Genomic DNA, 19023 nt, shown 5'->3' with positions numbered 1-19023 from the left:
GCTGGGCTTTCCGACGCCCGCGCCCGCGCCTACATGAGGTACCCGACGCTATTTGTCGTCCGCAGCCGGCTGCGGCGCACCTGAATTGTGATCGTTGCGGGCAGCAATCTCCACCGCCGCGGTCACCGCAGGGGCCACGGCAGGATCCAGCGGAGACGGCACAATCCGGTCAGGGGAGAGATCATCGGCAACGACCTCAGCAATAGCGCGCGTAGCAGCGAGCTTCATATTCCGCGTAATGCGCTTCGCACCAGCATTCAGCGCACCCTTGAAAATGCCCGGGAAAGCCAACACATTATTGATCTGGTTGGGGTGATCGGAACGGCCAGTAGCCACCACCGCGCCATACTTCAGGGCAAGCTCCTGCGGAATCTCCGGATTCGGGTTCGCCAAGGAGAACAAGAACGGGTCCTTATCCATAACCCGGATATCCTCCTCACCCAGGTGGCCGGCGGACACACCAATGAAGGTATCCGCGCCCTCCAAGGCGGTACGGATCTCGCCCTTCAGGCCCTTCGGATTCGTGATCTCGGCGATGGCCTGCTTCGACTCATTCATCGGGGAACGGCCCTGGTGAATAATGCCGCGCGAATCGCACAAGACGATATTGCGCACACCAGCGGCCAACAACATCCGGGCAGTAGCCATACCAGCGGCACCGGCACCAGAGATCACAACCTTGAGATCCTCCAGGTGCTTACCAGTCAACTTGCAGGCATTACGCAGCCCAGCGGTGATCACAATGGCAGTGCCGTGCTGGTCATCATGGAAAATCGGGATATCAAGCATCTCGTCGAGACGACGCTCAATCTCGAAGCAGCGCGGAGCAGCAATATCTTCGAGGTTGATGCCACCAAACGAAGGAGCCAGACGAGCAATAGTTTCAACCAACTCGTCAGTATCAGTAGTGTCCAAAGCCAGCGGGATGGCGTTAATACCAGCGAAGCGACCAAAGAGCTGCGCTTTACCCTCCATGACCGGCATACCGGCCTTCGGGCCGATATCGCCCAGACCCAGCACAGCAGTGCCATCAGTAATGATGGCCACGTTATGCCCAGTCCAGGTGTACTTACGGGCCAGCGACTCATCCTCATGGATGGCCTCACACACCCGGGCAACACCAGGGGTATAGGCAATGGAGAGGTCCCGCGTCGAATCCAGCGGCAAAGTGGAGGCAGTAATGAGCTTGCCGCCCTCATGTGCGCGGAAGATCTCCTCGTCGGTGATGGCGCCTGCCTTGGCGGTAGTCATTCGTATGCTCCGATTCCAGCCAACCGCTGACCCAATAGGGCCTTAGCCCAGACCCCAGGCAAACAGCGGCGGCGAGATAAAAGTTGATGAGTAGTTATAACTGTTGCACACCATCGTAGCGGCCCACAGACAACCGCCAGGTGGGGCTTAATCGAACGGCCACCACGGGATGTCATCACCCGGGAACGGTGGTGGCAGCAACGGCGGCGGGTTATCACCGTCAGGAGCCGGCGGCGGCGCAGGCTGCGGGTTGGGCTGCGGAGCCGGATTCGGGGCCGGGTTCGGGGCCGGCTGCGGATTACCGTCGGCAGGCCCATTACTACCCGCACCCGGCTGAGCGGGTTGCGGCACACGCGCCCTGCCACCAGAGGACCGTGCCGGAGACGTAGGTGTAGAGGTCGATACCGTCGTAGTCGTCGTAGTGGCCGTTGAAGTGCGCGTCACCGTCTTCCGCTTAGGATCAGCCGAATCCGACGACTGCGAGCTATCCGTGCCGGAGGCGTCATCGTCGGCAAGCGCAAACCAGCCGATACCAATCCCGCCAGCAACAACCAATGCCGCACACACCGGGATGATGATGCCCCAATGTCGGTGCAAAATTGCCGCTGGCGCATCCGGATCACGCTGCGCCCGGACCTCACGGAACTGATGACGCAGCCACCATAACGGCGGAACCAACAAACCCACCGTCACAAACACCGCAGGCAGCCACACCTTCGCCCCCATCACCAGGGGCAACGCCAAAGCCAGCACACCGAGAATAAGACTCAACCCGACAGCAATCTTCTTCTGCGGACGCACACGCTCACGATAAGCGCCCACATTATTCGGCAACTCAACCTTCGGCGTCACCAGCGGGCGGCCCTCAGCGTCGGTAAGCACACCAGGAGCATGCTTCGCGGCAGCGTGGCGGCCAGTCGAACGTGGCTTCGCCGACCGGTGCTGAAAAAGCTTGCGCAGACGATTCGCCACCTGGTTACGCCTCCCTGGATCTATATTCCCCAGTGATCATAAGCGGTTATTAGTTGGTTCGGGCCAACATGGGGCAGATAACGAAAAGCCCTGTTGAGAGGGGGATGGCGACGAGTTGGCGGCGGGTGTGTGGGGCTTTGGCGGCTTCGGTGGCGGTGGGTGTGGACGGCGGGTGCGGGGCTTCGGTGGTGTGCGCGCAAACCCGTACCAATTGCGCAGATCCGTGCGAAATTTCGTACGGATCTGCGCAATTGGTACGGATCTGCCAGAGGAGGCGGTTATGACAGATGAAGCGGAGGAGGCGAAGAGCAGTCCAATTACCCCGCCCACATGAGCTAAGCCCTCCCAGCTCCAAGCGCGCGGCCGGCAACAAGGCGTAGGCCTACCGCATACAGCACAGTTTCAACGACACCTACGGGAACCGCCCGGCCACATCGGCAGTCGGGGCGGATGTGCGGGAATTTAGGGCTAAGAGCGCCTCATGCGACCATAGGGGCGGCGCTGCGCAGACCATTGTCTGACCTGTTTGGCAGGCCAAACGCTAAGACTGCCGAACTTCACAGTCGAAGCTGGTGCTTGTCCACGGGAGACATACGAGCTCCAGCTGCTTTTCGTGATCTGGCAATACTCAGCGCACTGAGTGGCTGTCCAGTATGTATCGCCGGTATCGGAGTCGATGATTTCCAGATTCATCGACGCTCCCGACGGTCTCGGCTGTACCCAGCTATCAGTAACGCGGGAATCCATATCGGGGATGCCCCGAAGGCGGCTACCGCCAGCCCGACGGTGCCTAGTATGGCTGTCCAACGCATGTGTTTTCCTTTCATTTGTGTGAGTTGTGGAGTTACCCTGGGGAGGGCTCTTCCCGGCCAATTGGGATGGTCGGGAAGGGCTTTCCATTATTCCTTATCGTCCTTGTTCTTAGCCCTACGCACCACGTCTGCCCGTACCTAATAATTCCAGGTCGGGGGCAACGGCGTCCGCTCCACCACGCCACCCGTGCCGTCTACACCGCAACTGGAAGCTGAACCAGCCCGCGGCATAAGGCATGGATGCGCGGCGATCCCAGTGAACCAGCGGAGCAACGCGACTACCCCGGGCATGGACTGGCTACCGCGTCCGGGTGGCTGCTCGGGCAGGGTACGTAGCCGGGTTGTCGGTGGTGGAAACGTCCGTGGTCTTCCGTTTCACTTCGGGCAACGGAAGGCCACGAAGGTTTGTCAACATCGGGCATCGTTGCGTGCCTGTCGCATGCCCAGCGGTCCCATTTGGTGGCGACGAAAGCTCATCGCCGCAGAAAACGCCAAAAACCCCAACTACCAGGTGTTTCGCCAGGTAGTTGGGGGTTTGTATTTGGTGCCCCTGGTGAGCCTCGAACTCACCAATCGCAAAGCCCTGAACAGGGAAAACCTAGGAAATTCGGCGTATTTGGCTCACTTTTGGCTCACCTAGTTCTGAGTGCAGGTTGTCCATCGTGTCCGCAACGCAGTCCAGATCGTCGTCGAACAGGTCCGCGTACACGTCCAACGTCATCGCGGCACTGGAGTGCCCCAACTGTCGCTGCACCACCTTCACGTTCGCCCCTGAACCGACGAGCAGGCCCGCGGCGACGTGCCGCAAACCGTGCGGCGTGATTGCGGGGAAATCGGGCTCACGCGCCTGCATCCTGTTCCGCGCTTCGAAGAACCATGAACCGGTGGTAGGCGGCGGTAGTGGTGTGCCGTCGGGGCGGTGCCAGACCCATTCCGTCCTGTCGCGGTCCTCGAGAAGCGGGCGCAGCATGTTGCACACGAACCGTGGCATAGCCACGCTGCGGCGCTCATGCGTCTTGGGTGTGCCTACTTCGATGCGTGAACCGACCTGGACAGCGGCCCGGTTGACGTGGATTCTACGGGCGTCGAGGTCGATGTCCTCTACGCGCAGGCCTGCGAGCTCGCTCCACCGCAACCCGGTGGTGGCAAGAACCCACACGATTTCCCCGTAGTGTGAGCATTCCTCGGTGAAGCTTCGGACTTGGTCCATGGAGAGGTAGACGTGCTTCGGCCGGGGCTTGCGTGGTAGCCGCACGCCGCGGGCGGGGTTGAGGGCGATGCGTTTGTCCGCGACTGCTGCATCAAGGACTTGTGCGAGCACCTGGTGGTTCCTGCGCACGGTTGATGCAGACCCTGGCTGGAGGGCGACCCATTCTTGAACGTCAGTCTGGGTGATGTCGTCAAGGCGGCGGTCACCCCACGCTGGGCGGACGTGGTTGTTCCAGGCGATGCGTGTGACCCGCAGGCTTGACGGCTTGAGGTGGGTTTGCGCGGCCAGCCACCGTTCTCCGATTTCGCCGACGGTGGCGCGGCCGTCTGCCGGGTCGACCCATGCGCCATGCCGGCGCGCATGGCCCTGTTCCTCGACCCACGCTTGCGCTTCAGCTTTGGTGCGGAACCCTCGGGTGCGGGTGCGCCTCCCGTCGGGCCTGGTCCATTGCGCCTGCCACCTGCGGCCGGACTTGGTTGTGTACGCCGTGATGCTAGCCATTGGGGGTCCTCACACTGCCCAGAAGTCATGGGGGCTTGCAATAACTGGGGGCGTTACTGCTGTCATTTGTTCCAAGAAACGTTTATGGCGCGGGTGCATGAAATCTCGAGCCGCGCTCCATGCAAGCATTCGAGTGAAGCCTAGGCCCCCAGGTGAGGGGCTTAAGTACCAGTTTTCCAGTAAGGTCTTTTCGTTGCTTAATGTGCGGAATACCGTATAGGTCACGTCCTGAAATCCAGTTCTAAGGAGATCTATATGTTTTCAGATACCGTTAGGCGAAAACGATGGGCGCTTCCAGTTGCAGCATCCATCGCGGCTTCGATGCTTGTCGCCAACCCTGTTGAAGCAGAAGCGGCGTCTATTGCTCATTGTGCAGGCAACTTGGATCAACCACACAAGTCGCACCATGTCCCAGGAACCGCTAATGCACAGTCCGTGGTAAAGTGCAATGTTCCGATGACAAAGATTTGGGGGACTGTCACTCTCACTCGCGATGATGGTGTTCAGAACAAGTCCAATGTCCATGTTGTGCGCGGAAAGCGCATCTGGAAAACCAATGCAGCTCTACGGTGCGATGGTAGGAAGCACTCTTATACGTCGCGCGTCGTGGTGAATTGGGTATCGCCTCCGACATATATCCCTGCCAACGGCAATAGGGCGTTTAGCAAGCACGCAGAGTTCATTTGCTAAATCGCCGGTGGTGCATTGTCTGGGCGGTACATCGTCCACCCGAACAGCCCATCTGGGTCTGTTTCGGACCCCGCTGGATACGTCCCATGAAGAACGAAAAGCATATCGGATTTTCCGTCTTCTGAGAGGACAGGGATCAGAGTTGCAGCTTCCCTTCCATTAGCGTTGCTTTTTTCCCACTCGATTGCCTCTTCCACCGAAGCGCAGCCGGATAACCTATAGGCAAGGCGAAGTCTGTATTCAGTCTCAGGATCTCCGTCGTCTAGTAGCGTCCGTTTTTCCCAGAAGATGACGTAGTAGTCGGGGTCCGTGTATTCCTTCACGTAAGGGGTTTGTGCGGGACGGGTGAAGCCTTCGGTTACTTCTATCATGACACCACTACTACACCACTTTTCACACCTCGAGAAGGGCTCCATCCGCCAACAGGCCAGTACTGCTCGACACGGCATGCAGTGGCGTCGAGTCCTGCTCCGCGCGGGCCGTTCTATATACGAGTAGACCCCAGCCGTCGGCGCTCTCCGTATTGGTGGAGGGTCAACGGCTGGGGTCGATGCGCCCGACAGTAATCGCACTGGGCCTGGGAGTCAACAGAGCCTGAAGACTACAAGAAAACCACAGGGACCCAACGCATCAGCGTTGGGTCCCTGGAGTTGCTGCCCGGGGTGTTCTTGCTGACGCTCAACCCTGGCTCACATCTAGGATTATAGCAGTGTTGTCCCGTGTTGGTACCGGGGTGAGCATCTCATGCGGTTGCGACATCTATTCCCCATCAGGGGAGTTCTTAGGTCGCTCCGGACTGCGGCGCAGGTTCTCGGTTTGGCGGGAGCTGGTGGGCCAGGTGGTGATGTCGTGCCAGTCGGCGTACCTGCCCAGGGTTTTATCAGGGTCAAGCCAGGGCCCGTGGTGGCGGCGGAATGGAACGCTCACGAGTTGATGCTGGAGTTGTCGCGGGCGATTCACGCGCTGCAGGCCGTGCTGGTGTGGATAGACGCGGGCGCGAAGCCGCCGCCGCCGGAGGTGAAACCGGTTTTGGTGCAGCTTCAGAAGGTTGTGGAAGCAACTGGCCCTCATCCGCGTGAACCCCCGGCCCAGTAACGAATAGCGCCCCTCTGCCTGAACGGCGAAGGGGCGCTTTTTTCGTGTTCAGGGGTCGGTTTTTGTGGCTCATTTTTGGCTCACTTTTGGCTCAGAACCGCGCAGAAACCGGCATAAATAGGCGTAAAGCTCATCGCCCCCGACAACGCCAAAACCCCCAACTACCAGGTGTTTCGCCAGGTAGTTGGGGGTTTGTATTTGGTGCCCCTGGTGAGACTCGAACTCACACTGGACGGGTTTTGAATCCGTTGCCTCTGCCAATTGGGCTACAGGGGCGCACCCACTCAGCACGGTATCGCGCTGAGCGGAGTCTATCTTACGACGTTTCTACCGTAGGAGAAAAACGCCGCTGGGCAATGACCACAAATCCCACCACAATGGCACCAACAAGAGCCAAAAGTAGAGCCATCGGCCAGTCGCTGCCGGGGGCGAGTGCACCGCCGGTTCCATCCTGCCAAGGCCACAGCGCGCGCAATGAGCCCAGCAGTAGGCCACTCATTGCTGCCAGCGTCATTGCGTGGTGGGTTTCCAGCAGTCGCTCGAGCAGACGCACGAACAGCACCAGCCCGGTGGCAGCACCGGCTGCGAAGGTGAGCAGGTAGGCAAGGTTGAGGTCGTCTACCGCACTCATGGTTGGCGCGTAGAGGCCAATGACCAGCAGGAAAAACGAGCCTGAAACGCCAGGCAGAACGAGGGCACAGATGGCCACCATGGCGGCCGGGAAGACCACCCATAGCGGCGGGTTGGTGAGTTCGGATTTGGGGATCGCTGTCACTATCAGCATCGCCACAGCGAAAAACACGCTGATCAGGATTGCTTTATTGCGGTCCTTCTTTGAGTTCAGCTCGCCGGGGCGGATCTCTAGGAATGGGATCGCCACGGAGACCGCAATCATGCCGAAGAATAAGGATTTCGATGCCACTGGATGGTCGGTGACGAAGGACTCCATGGTGCCGGCGATGGTGAACACGATCGCTACCATGCCCAGGCCAAGGGGGATGAGCATGCGCCAGTCGACGGCGCGCATGCCTTCTTTGGCCTGCCCGCCGAGGATCGCCTTGGGTAGGCGAGTCAGTGCGGTAGCTGAGGCGATCAGGCGTTCGTAGATGCCTGTGATGAGCGCTAGCGTGCCGCCGGAGACGCCGGGGATGGACTCGGCAATGCCGATGAGCGCACCGCGGACCAGGTTCGCGGCTACGGCCGGCGGGGTTGCGGCGGGAAAGTGCTCGGTTTCAGCGAGTGGGGCGTTGGTGGCTGTATGGCCAATATCGGAACCACCCGGTACCTGAACGTTGTCATCAGTAGTCACGGGCGGGAATGCTACCGCAGTTGTTGTGAGATTGAGCTAGTCGGAGATATCGCCAATCGGCGAGTCGAGAACGCACTGGATGTGTGAGCCGTAGGACTGCACCGCTTTATTGCCTTCGATGGGGATTCCGCGGGTGTAGTTGATCATCACGGTTGCTAGGCCGGTGTACATGGCCAGTGCGTATTGGCAACGCTGTTCGGCGTCGTCGTCGCAGGCCACTCCTGGCGCTTCGTCGCGGATGCGTTCGAAGAGGGCGCCGCCGATGGTGTCTTGGAATTTATCGGTCACGGTGCGCACTGCTGATTGGCTGCCGGCGGTGGCCATGAGTAGGGCGATGAGTGATGATGGGCCGGTGCGGTCGCCGTTGATGGCGTTGTCGGCCAGTGATTCACCGAGTGAGTCGAACGGCACATCGCACACGATGGTGCGGAGCGGTTCGAAGTCGATGAGGCTTTCTAGCAGCCCTTCCTTTGTGCGGAAGTACTTGATGATCAGGGGAGCGCTTACACCGGCTTCTTCGGCGATCTCCTTAAGTGAGATCGTCGAAAACGGCTTCCGCGTGAAGTACTCCGTGGCGACCTCTACGATGCGCGCACGGGTCTCAGCGGAACTGGGCCTACGCTGGCCATGTGTGCTCATAGGACTAAATATACGGTAGGGGGTGTGCGCGGTCACAGCCGGGTAGTCCGGGGGTAGCAATTCTGCTGCGTATCCGCGGTGGTCTCTTTGGCGGGGCCTCTAGACTAGGGGCCATGAAGCCAACTTTGATGCTTGTCGACGGTCATTCCATGGCGTTTCGGGCCTTTTTCGCCCTGCCTGCGGAGAATTTCTCCACATCTTCTGGGCAGTGCACCAACGCCGTGTATGGGTTCCTTTCGATGTTGTCGTCGCTGGTTGAAGAGGAGCAGCCGTCACATATCGCGGTTGCTTTCGATATTTCTCGGCAGACTTTCCGTTCCGAGATGTTCCCGGAGTATAAGGCGCAGCGGGCGAAGACCCCGGAGGAATTCGGTGGCCAGGTGGAGCTTATCCGCGAGGTGCTGAGCGAGATGGGCATCGTGACCCTCGATAAGGATAATTACGAGGCTGATGATGTTATCGCCACTCTTGCCACTCAGGCCTGTGACGAGGGTTTTCGTACTCTTATTGTCACTGGTGACCGTGATTCGTTGCAGTTGGTCAATGATGACACCACGGTGCTGTACCCGATGCGTGGGGTGAGTAATCTGCACCGGTTTACGCCGGAGGCGGTGGAGAAGAAATATGGGCTCACTCCTGCCCAGTACCCGGATTTCGCGGCGTTGCGCGGTGACCCGTCGGATAATTTGCCGGGGGTGCCTGGGGTCGGGGAGAAGACCGCCACGAAGTGGATTGTTAACTATGGTTCTCTCGCCGAGTTGATTAAGCACGCTGATGATATTGGCGGCAAGGTGGGCGGCAATTTCCGGGAGCGTATCGATGCCGTGGAGCTCAATCGCACTCTCACTGAGATGATCCGGGATCTTGACTTGCCGTATGGGCCCGGTGAGTTGGAGCTGCGTCCGGCGAATGCTGAGGGGATCGCGAAGTTTTTCGACAAGGTCGAGTTCGGTTCGAATTTGCGGGACAAGGTGTTGCGCACGCTGCGTGCTGGTGATGCGGGTTTTGCTGAGGCGGCCCCGTCGGATACCGCTACTGAGGTGCAGGTGGTGCAGCTTTCCGACGGTCAGCTCGGTGCTTGGCTTGCCGACGATGACGCCAGTGGCAGCGGGGACAGTGAGCTCAGCGCCATTGATATCGACGGTGAGGTCATGGCTATTGCCCGGCTGGCTGCCGATGAGGACAGTGTCGCGCACGTCGTCGTGTTGCATACCGACGAACTGAGCCCGGATGACGATAAGGCCCTTGGGGATTGGCTTGCCGACGCTGATAAGCCCAAGGCGCTGCATGATGCGAAGACCGCGATGCACGCGCTGCAGGCCGGCCCGGACTACGCCTTGGCCGGTGTTGTGCACGACACGTTGCTGGCGTCGTACTTACTGCAGCCCAGCCAGCGCAGTTATGGCTTATCCGATGTGATCCAGCGGCACCTGGACCGGTCGATTGATGCCAACGCCACCGGGCAGATTGACCTCCTCGACCAGGATGGGCCTTCGGGGGAGAGGGCTGTGGCGGTGCTGGATCTCGTCGCGGCGGTGACCGAAGCGCTCGATGAGGCAGGGCTGTACTCGGTTTATGCCGATATTGAGGTGCCGTTGATGCCGGTGCTTGCGGAAATGGAGAGCGTCGGCATTGCGGTGGACGTCGGGCAGCTAGAAAACCTGCGTGATGAGTTCACCACCAAGCTGGCTGATGCCGAACAGTCCGCCCGGGACCTCGTCGACCAGCCCGGGCTCAATATCGGTTCGCCGAAGCAGCTGCAGGAGGTTCTTTTCGAGCAGCTGGATATGCCGAAGACGAAGAAGACCAAGACTGGTTATTCGACTGCTGCGAAGGAATTGGAATGGTTGGCGAAGTCTTCGCCGCACCCGTTTTTGGAGAAGGTGCTGCAGTACCGGGAATTCCAGAAGATGAAATCCACGGTGGAGGGCCTGCTCAAGGCCGTGGGTGAGGACGGGCGTATCCACACCACGTTCAACCAGGTCGCCACCGCTACTGGTCGCCTGTCCTCGACGTCGCCGAACCTGCAGAACATCCCGGTGCGCAACGATGTCGGGCGCGCTATCCGGCGGGCGTTTGTCCCCGGTGATGGCTACGCCACTTTGGTCACCGCGGATTATTCGCAGATTGAGATGCGTGTGATGGCGCACCTGTCGGAGGACGAGGGGCTCATTGAGGCCTACCGCAAGGGCGAGGACCTGCACGACTATGTCGGCGCCAAGGTCTTTGAGGTGCCTATCGACGGTGTCACCCCGGACTTGCGTCGCCGGGTGAAGGCGATGAGCTACGGCCTGGCCTATGGTCTGTCGGCCTATGGGCTCAGCCAGCAGCTTGATATCCCCGCCGGGGAAGCGAAGAAACTCATGGATGACTACTTCACCCGGTTTGGTGGGGTGCGCGACTATTTGCAGGCCGTGGTGGAGCAGGCCCGCAAGGATGGCTACACCGCAACCCTGTATGACCGGCGTCGGTACCTTCCGGAGCTGAACTCCACCAACCGGATTGCCCGGGAGAACGCGGAGCGCGCTGCGCTGAATTCACCGATTCAGGGCACCGCCGCCGACATTATTAAGGTGGCGATGCTGCGCGTAGATGACGCTTTGAAACGCGGCGGGGCGGCCGCCGATGAGGCAGTCAGGCAACCGTTGAAGTCACGGGTGCTGCTCCAGGTGCACGATGAACTTGTTGTGGAGGTCGCCAAGGGGGAGGAGGACATCGTCATTGAGTTGCTGCGCCGCGAAATGGACGCCGCCATTGACCTCCGGGTCCCCTTGGATATCTCTGTGGGTTCAGGGCAGAACTGGGATGCCGCCGCGCATTAGTCCTTGACAGTGACCACCAGGCCTTTCAACGGCAGGTGAACCTGGATGGCGTCGACACGCTCACCCATCATGAGCAGCGCGTCGGCGTAGGCAAAAAGCTGGCCGAGGAAGCTGTGCCGAATTTTGTCCTCGTGGTCTGCGCCGGCGAATGTCTTGTGATCGACGACCACAAGTGAGCCATCGGGCTTTTTCACCAGCGCATCGATCCAGCCTTCGGAAAGCTGATTGGACGCGTTGGTCCAGGTGATCGGGACCTCGGTGTGCACGGTGGCATCAGGGTAGGTGCGGTTGAGCCACTCGATCCAGCGCCTGCCGACCTCGAGCATCTGCTCGGTGCTGATGCGGTTGGTGACACCCCAGGCTTCCCGGAGGCGATCAGCGGCGCTGCGTTGCCGCTGCTCGGGCAGGATATGCAGGGGCAGGGCGAGGAATGAGTGCACGCAGTCACCCATCGCATCCCAGTGCTTACCACTATCGGTGAATAGGGGATCGCCCAGCATGGCGGTGGTGGTGATCGTGGTTGACTGTCTCCGCTGCCGGCCGGCTGGAACACTGCTCGGCGCGACGCGGGCCGGCACGAAATCACTTGCTGGCTCGTTGCCCACCAGGGCGTCCGAACCGAAGCCTGGCACGCGGTACCCGGCGGGGTCATCGCGCATAATCTCGTCATTTTTCGGCGGCCACTCCAACCGCGCCGGAACCGTGAACGTTTCCTCTGGGGTGCGCACAGTCAGCGCGTTGAGATCAATGCTGAGGTCAATATCAGACGATGGGGATGCAACGACCCGGTCCAAGGTGCAACCTTCAGTGGTCACCATCTGGTCATGGCAGATCACACAATTTCGGGCCGCACGGGTGAGCGCCACGTAGGCCAAACGCTGTTCTTCCTCGATCTCGGAGAGGTAGCGCCGCTGCTGAATTGCGCTCTCCTGCGCCCACCGGTCAAGGTCCTTGCCTGGATTCGCGGGCCAAAAATACGGCACTCGGCCTGCCAGCGGGTCCGCGAGCCTCGGTGTGGCCGCAGATTCCACCCACACCCCGTCGGTAGTGAACTTATCCCGGAACGGCTTGGTGTAGGTGATGACGGTGTCCCATTCCAGTCCCTTCGCCGCGTGCATGGTGCCCACGAACACCGCATCATCATCGGTGCCGGTGATACTCGGTTCTGCACTGTCTAACCAGGTCAAGAACCCGCCTATCGTGCACGCCGCGCTGGAACGGCCATTGCCGGCGGCATAGGAATCAGCCAAGTCGGTGAGGATTTCAATGGTCTGCGCACGAGTTCGAGGATTCGTCCAGCCACCAATGCGCCGCCTAAGCTGCACGGCCGCGGCCACAGCCTGCACCGCCTCCGCCGGGGTCAATAACGATACTTGGGGCCGCAAGTGTTCCAGCTTCGCCAAACACGGGTCAGTGGCCCATTGATGCAGTGTGGCAAAACGGGTATCCAGGTCTGGCAGCGCGGTGAGTTCGGTGAGCCAATCATCGTGATGTTCATGATCGTCGAGCAAGGTGATCAACTCGACGATTGCTTGGGTATCGGATCTATCGGCCAACCATGCCAAGCCCGCACGAATGATCTGGCCTTCCCGGGTGGACAGGGGATCACCGGAGCCGCTCGTGGTCTTGATACCCATGGCACCAAGAGCATGAGTGACTTGTTCAACATGGGCGGTGGTGCGCGCCAACACCGCGATATCCGATGCCGCAGTACCGCCCTGGATCAGCGAATACACCCCATGCGCCACGGTTGCTTGGTGTTTGGTGCCAAGCTCGGCGTCGATCACCCGGCCCCACAGCACAACCGATCCATCGCGTCGATGCGCCGCGATTTGCTCAGGGACGGTGAGTGCAACATCCATATCGGGCATGAGCGCGCCGAAAAGAGCATTGGTAAACGCCAGCGGCTGCTCATGGGAACGCCAAGATTGGTCCAACCGTCGCACAGTGGTGTTGTCCTGGTCTTGCAGGTCGGCCAGGACTTGGCGCATGAGATTCGCGTCGGCACCGCGGAAGCCGTAGATGGACTGCTTCGGGTCACCCACCCAAATAATTTCGTCCACAAGCTCGGCTAATTCACTGAATATGGCCAACTGGATGGGGTTGGTGTCTTGGAATTCGTCGACGACAAGGACGTCATAACTATCCCGAATAGCCTGGCGGACTTTCTCATTGGAACGCAGCGTGGACAGCGCCAATACTTCCTGGTCAACAAAGTCCAGCAGCCCGAATCGCCGCTTATAGGCGGTGTAGGTGTCGATACTTTCGGCGGCGGCGGTAAAAACCAGCCGAATGAGGTCCTCAGCATCAGCACGAAACGCAGGATTGGCCGCGATATCGACCTGGATGTCCTGAAATTGCTCCAGAACATCACGGTGCCGCTTCGTTGCGGAACCCTCCGGAATTGCCAAGGTTGCCCAGTCGCTCCACGGCACCTCAGCAGGATCGCGGCTGAGACTATTGATGAGCTTGGTGAACTTCTCGACGCGCTTCGTCGCAGCACCAGATGTTTTGCCCGCATCCAGGTTGATGCATTCACTCAACCGGGACGCAGCCGTGTTCTGCCACACATCGCGGTCATCACGGTTTTTCACCGGCGTGACCTCGGTGAGCATTTCCAGGTAGCTGTGTACCGAGGCATCTGCAGCAGCCCGCAACTCATCGGGGGAAACAAGATTGCCGCGGGCTGTCTCAGCGAGCCGACGCACTTCGTCTGCCCATGATTTGGTGCGGTCGTACTTAAACGTCTGCTCCCGACGGTCGTAGCCCATCCGGTGCAATAGCTTGGCGTGGGCACGCTCATAGGTGCTCAGCGTTTCATTGACCGCCGCGCCAAAAGCCAGGTCCGCGGAGTCCTCAGAGATCGTCTCCAAAGTGGGGGAGACGCCAGTATCGATGGCGAAATCCTCCGTCAGACGCGCCGAGATCGCATTGACTGTGCCGACGAGGGCAGCTGAAACGCCCCTGGCTTCGCTGAGTAGGCCGCGGGAGAGCAGTTTGCCGCGAATCCGGTCCGACAACTCCTTCGCTGCCTTAACCGTGAAGGTGGTGGCGATAATGCGTTCCGGGGCGAGGCCGTCGGCTATGCGATCGGCGATCTCGGAAGTAATGGTGTAGGTCTTGCCTGAGCCTGCGCTGGCGGTGATGATGGTCGATTTCATGACAGGTCAGCCTCCACACCAGTGATAACGGGGAAATTGGGGTACATCAGTGCCTTATTGGGAAGGAACGAACCCGCCTGGCGGGCCTCAGCGGCGAGCGCGTCAGCGCTTTTGCTCGGGTCGCGTTCATAAGCAACAAGGCTGCCGGGGCTGGTAATAACGCCACGGTTTAACAGCTGGTCAAAAACATCTTCCAGCGCCGTGGCTGTGCGCTCCCACAACTCCGCGTGACTCATCGGCGGGTGTATCGCCGCATCCATGCCCGCCAACCCCGGTTCACAGCTCGCCGCGGAACCATCGCGCAGACTGTAAAAACCGGTGCTGATATCGACGTCCGGGTCATCCTGCTGCTGCGCCCACTCATACAACGCCAACTGCAGGTCTTCGCCCTGGCTGACGGACTCGGTGTACCGCTTGAAGCTGTTGGTGTATTTCAAGTCCACGGTCACACAGCGTCCCTCCGGGCCCCGGGCCTCAAGATCTCGGTAGCCGGTAATAGTGACCGGTTGGGTATAAGACTCCAGCGGGTCGGTGTGGTCACCAATGTTGAAATTCGTGATCACACTGAAGAACTGCTCCGCAGCTACTGGCACCACCGACATCCAATCCAGCACCTCAAATAGCCGCGGGATGGAATACCTCGCCTCGCCGAGCACCTGATTTCGCCACCGGGAAAACTGCGGCTGCTCTAAAGCGGCCGCGTATTGCGGAGCTAACTCAATAAACAGTCGCTCAACCTCATCGGCACTCGGCTGCACCGGATTGTCGTGGGCATCATCAACAATGCGTTCGACAATTGCGTGCAAGAAGGTACCCACCATGCGGTTGCCATCAGAAACGTCGTAGCGCCAGCCCGGGCGAACCCCAATCTGGTAACTCAACAGCCACTCCAATGGATGCGCCAGCAGCCTCTCAATCTGACTGAACGACAACCGCATAGGCAAAAGCTGCGGCCCAGGGGTTACCGCACGTGTTACCGCCGCCATCCGCACCTGGTCCGGATCGGGTCGCCAGACCGCACCGTCGGCAAGCTCCACCTGCTTGTCATCAAAGGACCACACCCCGGTTGCGGTGAACTGAGTATCTGGGGTGCTGATATAGCTCAGAATCATGTCGCTGGAGTCCAGACTGGCAAGCTCCCGCTCAGGCACCCCGTCGTGTAGGAGCTTGCTGTAAGCAGCAAAAACCAAGGCCGGGTCGGGTTGCACAGCCTGGTTATGCACAGTCTTCGGCAGCACCGCGATCACTCGCTGAGCCCGCGCCAAACCCCGCAGCCGCGAAGCGAAAACCAGCTCGAGCTGGGCACTGCGTGGGGTGATATCGATGCCATGATTGGCAAGAGCCTCAGTCTCAGCCTGTGTCCACGGATGCGATGGCCGCCCGGCAGTATCAAACGCGCCCCACCACAGCACACAGCCGCCCCGAATATGCGAAGGGTTCGTCACCCGCGGCGCCGGCGCGGCCTGTGCCCGGGCAAACGGGGAATCCGCGTACACCCGGCACTGGGCCAGCACGCGGCCTAACTCCGCACTGCTGATGCGGTCAAACTCGTCGAGAACGAGACATAGGGTGTCCAACTGGCGCCGCACAGCACTATCCGCACTGACGTCAGAACACCGAGGGTGCCGAGCAAGAAGCTCACCGAGCCACTTCAGCCGGCAGGTGAGTTCCGCTGCGGACATCGTGCCCGCCTCATCACAACACAGGGGAGAAGTGACGAACTGGTTGAGCTGACCGGCAATACGGGCGGCAGTGTCGTTGTCGGACAGGCGCTCTAGAGCCTCCTGCCACACCGGCCCACCAATACCCGGCAACTCCCGCAACGCCCGCAGCAACTCCCAACGCATCTTTCTTGGAAACAGGGAGACATCGCGTTTGCAACGAGCAATCGGATCGACACACGGCAGCGTCGTATCCAGAAGCTCCGTCAGGGCAGTGATGTCGATAGGCTCCGAAACCGCCTGGAGGAAGACCTCGGCAAGCAGGTGTAGGTGGTGTTGCGTCGAGATCGTGGTGTGGCCAACCTGCGGGCACCCCCGTGCGGAGAGCTCATAATCGAGCAACTCAGTGCCGGCAGTGGCCAGGATATGGAAGTCCGGGTGCGTCGCGGCTACCCGGGCGGTGAATTCGGCTGCATCCCACTCCGTCGTGCACGTCACCACTTCAAGATTCGGTGCTTCCGCGTCGGCTGGGCGCGACTCCACAGCGACTCCCCAACGCTGCAGGTTGTCGATAATGGCCGGCCACGGGGAGGGGAAGTCCGTAAACGACCCATCAATGATGATGCGTTCAATATCCAACGGCCAGGTCTGTGTGCCTTCAAGCGTGGTGGCAATCTCATGTAGGAGGTCCGCCGCGCCGGGCGCGTGAAACGCGGTCTCAATCTCGGCTAATGCGGCCAGCCGGTCGCCGCCGTCGGTAAGCGAACCATCCCACCCGGCGCTGACGAGTTCATCGCGCAGGGCCAGCAACGTGCCCGCGGTCGACCATGCGTCGGTGGCGAAGGACGCACGACACCATGACGGGTCGGTGGTGGCGATGGCGGTGCGGTACGCGGCGATGCGCATTGGTTCGGCGGGCTGGGCGGCGCTGAGGCCTAGCCGGGTGGCGAGAATGTCACGTAAACCATGCGGGCCGACGGTGGTGACGCCATACGAGAAGCTCTCACTCCACCGCGCACCATCGAGGTCCCAACCGAAATGGATTTTCATACTGCAAAGTTTAAGGAATGGTTGGACATAAGCACGGTGTAGCGCACCCCTAGGTGCGAACAGGTGTTCGATAGTCGCGTGGTGCGTTATGGTGCCGGGTATAGGTGAACCGCGTTATAAGAGGATATATCCGACGCTAGATTGTCGCTCTAATCACTTGTGCCACATCCGTCACAAGGTGGCGAAATACTGTGCGTGGCCATTTGCTCGATTGCTTATTGCGCGGTAACCTGACCTGCACGTGTGTTTCGTGCGCGCTCATCCTTTTGGTTCAGCCGAGGGGATAGTCGCGGGGCACACGATGATTCTGTCCGTTTTTCGATTCCTATCCGCTCCGGAGCACATTACATATGCCCACCTCCAACACCCCTCAGGTTGCCATCAACGATATTGGCACCGCTGAGGACTTCCTTGCCGCAGTCGACGCGACGATCAAGTACTTCAATGATGGCGACATCGTTGAAGGCACCGTCGTCAAGGTTGATCGCGATGAGGTCCTGCTCGACATCGGCTACAAGACTGAGGGCGTCATCCCCTCTCGTGAGCTGTCCATCAAGCACGATGTCGACCCCGATGAGGTGGTCGAGGTCGGAGACGCCATTGATGCCCTCGTCCTCACCAAGGAGGACAAGGAAGGCCGCCTCATCCTGTCCAAGAAGCGTGCCCAGTACGAGCGCGCTTGGGGCACCATCGAGGACCTCAAGGAGAAGGACGAGCCGGTCACCGGTACCGTCATCGAGGTCGTCAAGGGCGGCCTGATTCTCGATATCGGCCTGCGCGGCTTCCTGCCCGCCTCCCTCGTCGAGATGCGTCGCGTCCGCGACCTGCAGCCCTACATCGGCCAGGAGCTCGAGGCCAAGATCATCGAGCTGGACAAGAACCGCAACAACGTGGTCCTGTCCCGCCGTGCATGGCTCGAGCAGACCCAGTCCGAGGTCCGTTCCGACTTCCTGCAGCAGCTGCAGAAGGGTCAGGTCCGCAAGGGCGTTGTTTCCTCCATCGTCAACTTCGGCGCCTTCGTCGATCTCGGCGGTGTTGACGGCCTGGTGCACGTCTCCGAGCTGTCCTGGAAGCACATCGACCACCCGAGCGAGGTCGTTCAGGTTGGCGACGAGGTCACCGTCGAGGTGCTCGAGGTCGACCTCAACCGCGAGCGTGTCTCCCTGTCGCTGAAGGCGACCCAGGAAGACCCGTGGCGCGTCTTCGCCCGCACCCGTGCCATCGGCCAGATTGTGCCCGGCAAGGTCACCAAGCTGGTGCCCTTCGGTGCATTCGTTCGCGTCGAAGAGGGCATCGAGGGCCTGGTCCACATCTCCGAGCTGGCCGAGCGCCACGTCGATGTGCCGGACCAGATCGTCACCGTTGGCGAAGAGGTCATGGTCAAGGTCATCGACATCGACCTGGACCGTCGTCGTATCTCCCTGTCCCTCAAGCAGGCTGATGAGGACTTCACCGACGAGTTCGACCCGACCAAGTACGGTATGGCCGACTCCTACGACGAGCAGGGTAACTACATCTTCCCCGAGGGCTTCGACCCGGAGACCAACGAGTGGATGGAAGGCTACGAAACCCAGCGCGCCGAGTGGGAGGCCCGCTACGCCGAGGCCGAGCGGCACCACCAGCTGCACGCCGCCCAGATCGAGCGTCACCGCGCCCAGGCCGCCGAGGCTTCCGCTGCACCGTCCAACTACTCCTCGGACTCCGACGCTGAGGCTGCCCCGGCAGCCGAGCAGCCGGCCGAGACCGGTGGCACCCTTGCCTCCGATGAGCAGCTGGCCGCTCTGCGTGCCCGCCTCTCCGGCAACTGATAGCACCGCGCTAGCGACCAGCTAGCCCGCATAAGCGCCCGC

The 19023-nt window shown here is 60.4% G+C and carries 12 protein-coding genes and 1 tRNA gene; 3 read left to right on the top strand and 10 right to left on the bottom strand.

Going from position 1 to position 19023, the window contains the following annotated elements:
* Nucleotides 1-48 precede the first annotated feature (48 nt).
* From KRX51_RS09530 to KRX51_RS09510, 5 genes are all read right to left on the bottom strand, one after another.
* Nucleotides 49-1251, bottom strand: a complete 1203-nt coding sequence (locus KRX51_RS09530; protein ID WP_218362917.1) for an NADP-dependent malic enzyme — start codon at nucleotides 1249-1251, stop codon at nucleotides 49-51.
* Nucleotides 1252-1398: 147 nt separating this feature from the next.
* Nucleotides 1399-2223, bottom strand: coding sequence for a hypothetical protein (locus tag KRX51_RS09525; protein WP_218362916.1), 825 nt, complete (start codon nucleotides 2221-2223; stop codon nucleotides 1399-1401).
* 1410 nt (nucleotides 2224-3633) lie between these two features.
* The gene (locus tag KRX51_RS09520; RefSeq protein ID WP_218362915.1) at nucleotides 3634-4746 is read right to left on the bottom strand and encodes a site-specific integrase; all 1113 of its coding nucleotides are present in this window, start codon (nucleotides 4744-4746) and stop codon (nucleotides 3634-3636) included.
* Nucleotides 4747-5432: 686 nt separating this feature from the next.
* A complete protein-coding gene (locus KRX51_RS09515; RefSeq protein WP_218362914.1) occupies nucleotides 5433-5759 on the bottom strand; it encodes a hypothetical protein in 327 nt (108 codons plus the stop codon).
* A gap of 436 nt (nucleotides 5760-6195) precedes the next feature.
* Complete coding sequence (locus KRX51_RS09510; RefSeq protein WP_218362913.1) at nucleotides 6196-6363, bottom strand: hypothetical protein; 168 nt, start codon at nucleotides 6361-6363, stop codon at nucleotides 6196-6198.
* A gap of 6 nt (nucleotides 6364-6369) precedes the next feature.
* Here KRX51_RS09510 and KRX51_RS09505 point away from each other — a divergent pair, with 6 nt between their 5' ends.
* A complete protein-coding gene (locus KRX51_RS09505; RefSeq protein ID WP_218362912.1) occupies nucleotides 6370-6531 on the top strand; it encodes a hypothetical protein in 162 nt (53 codons plus the stop codon).
* Between the two features lie 199 nt (nucleotides 6532-6730).
* Here KRX51_RS09505 and KRX51_RS09500 read toward each other — a convergent pair.
* The 3 genes from KRX51_RS09500 to KRX51_RS09490 all read right to left on the bottom strand — a co-directional run bounded on the left by KRX51_RS09500 (nucleotide 6731) and on the right by KRX51_RS09490 (nucleotide 8479).
* Nucleotides 6731-6807 (bottom strand) — tRNA-Leu (locus tag KRX51_RS09500).
* 40 nt (nucleotides 6808-6847) lie between these two features.
* Nucleotides 6848-7840 carry a DUF368 domain-containing protein gene (locus KRX51_RS09495; RefSeq protein WP_370625093.1) on the bottom strand — a complete coding sequence of 331 codons (993 nt, stop codon included), beginning with the start codon at nucleotides 7838-7840 and terminating at the stop codon, nucleotides 6848-6850.
* Between the two features lie 36 nt (nucleotides 7841-7876).
* Nucleotides 7877-8479, bottom strand: a complete 603-nt coding sequence (locus tag KRX51_RS09490; RefSeq protein ID WP_218362911.1) for a TetR/AcrR family transcriptional regulator — start codon at nucleotides 8477-8479, stop codon at nucleotides 7877-7879.
* A gap of 113 nt (nucleotides 8480-8592) precedes the next feature.
* Between KRX51_RS09490 and polA the strand changes: the two genes are divergently transcribed.
* The gene (polA, locus tag KRX51_RS09485; protein WP_255549614.1) at nucleotides 8593-11301 is read left to right on the top strand and encodes a DNA polymerase I; all 2709 of its coding nucleotides are present in this window, start codon (nucleotides 8593-8595) and stop codon (nucleotides 11299-11301) included.
* On the opposite strand, the gene KRX51_RS09480 is transcribed toward polA, so the two are convergent.
* Entirely contained in the window at nucleotides 11298-14462 is a 3165-nt protein-coding gene (locus tag KRX51_RS09480; RefSeq protein ID WP_218362910.1) for an exodeoxyribonuclease V subunit beta, read from the bottom strand. The two genes, polA and KRX51_RS09480, sit on opposite strands and share 4 nt — an antisense overlap.
* The gene (locus tag KRX51_RS09475) at nucleotides 14459-17173 is read right to left on the bottom strand and encodes a PD-(D/E)XK nuclease family protein (RefSeq protein ID WP_218362909.1); all 2715 of its coding nucleotides are present in this window, start codon (nucleotides 17171-17173) and stop codon (nucleotides 14459-14461) included. The genes KRX51_RS09480 and KRX51_RS09475 overlap by 4 nt, the downstream gene beginning before the upstream one ends.
* A gap of 350 nt (nucleotides 17174-17523) precedes the next feature.
* On the opposite strand from KRX51_RS09475, the gene rpsA reads away from it, so the two are divergent.
* Complete coding sequence (gene rpsA / locus KRX51_RS09470) at nucleotides 17524-18981, top strand: 30S ribosomal protein S1 (protein WP_218362908.1); 1458 nt, start codon at nucleotides 17524-17526, stop codon at nucleotides 18979-18981.
* Nucleotides 18982-19023 lie beyond the last annotated feature (42 nt).

The sequence above is a fragment of the Corynebacterium sp. TAE3-ERU12 genome (genome assembly GCF_019209905.1).
Lineage (GTDB): Bacteria > Actinomycetota > Actinomycetes > Mycobacteriales > Mycobacteriaceae > Corynebacterium.
The sequence above is the reverse complement of the archived record's forward strand: the minus strand, read 5'-3'. Positions and strand labels throughout refer to the sequence as shown.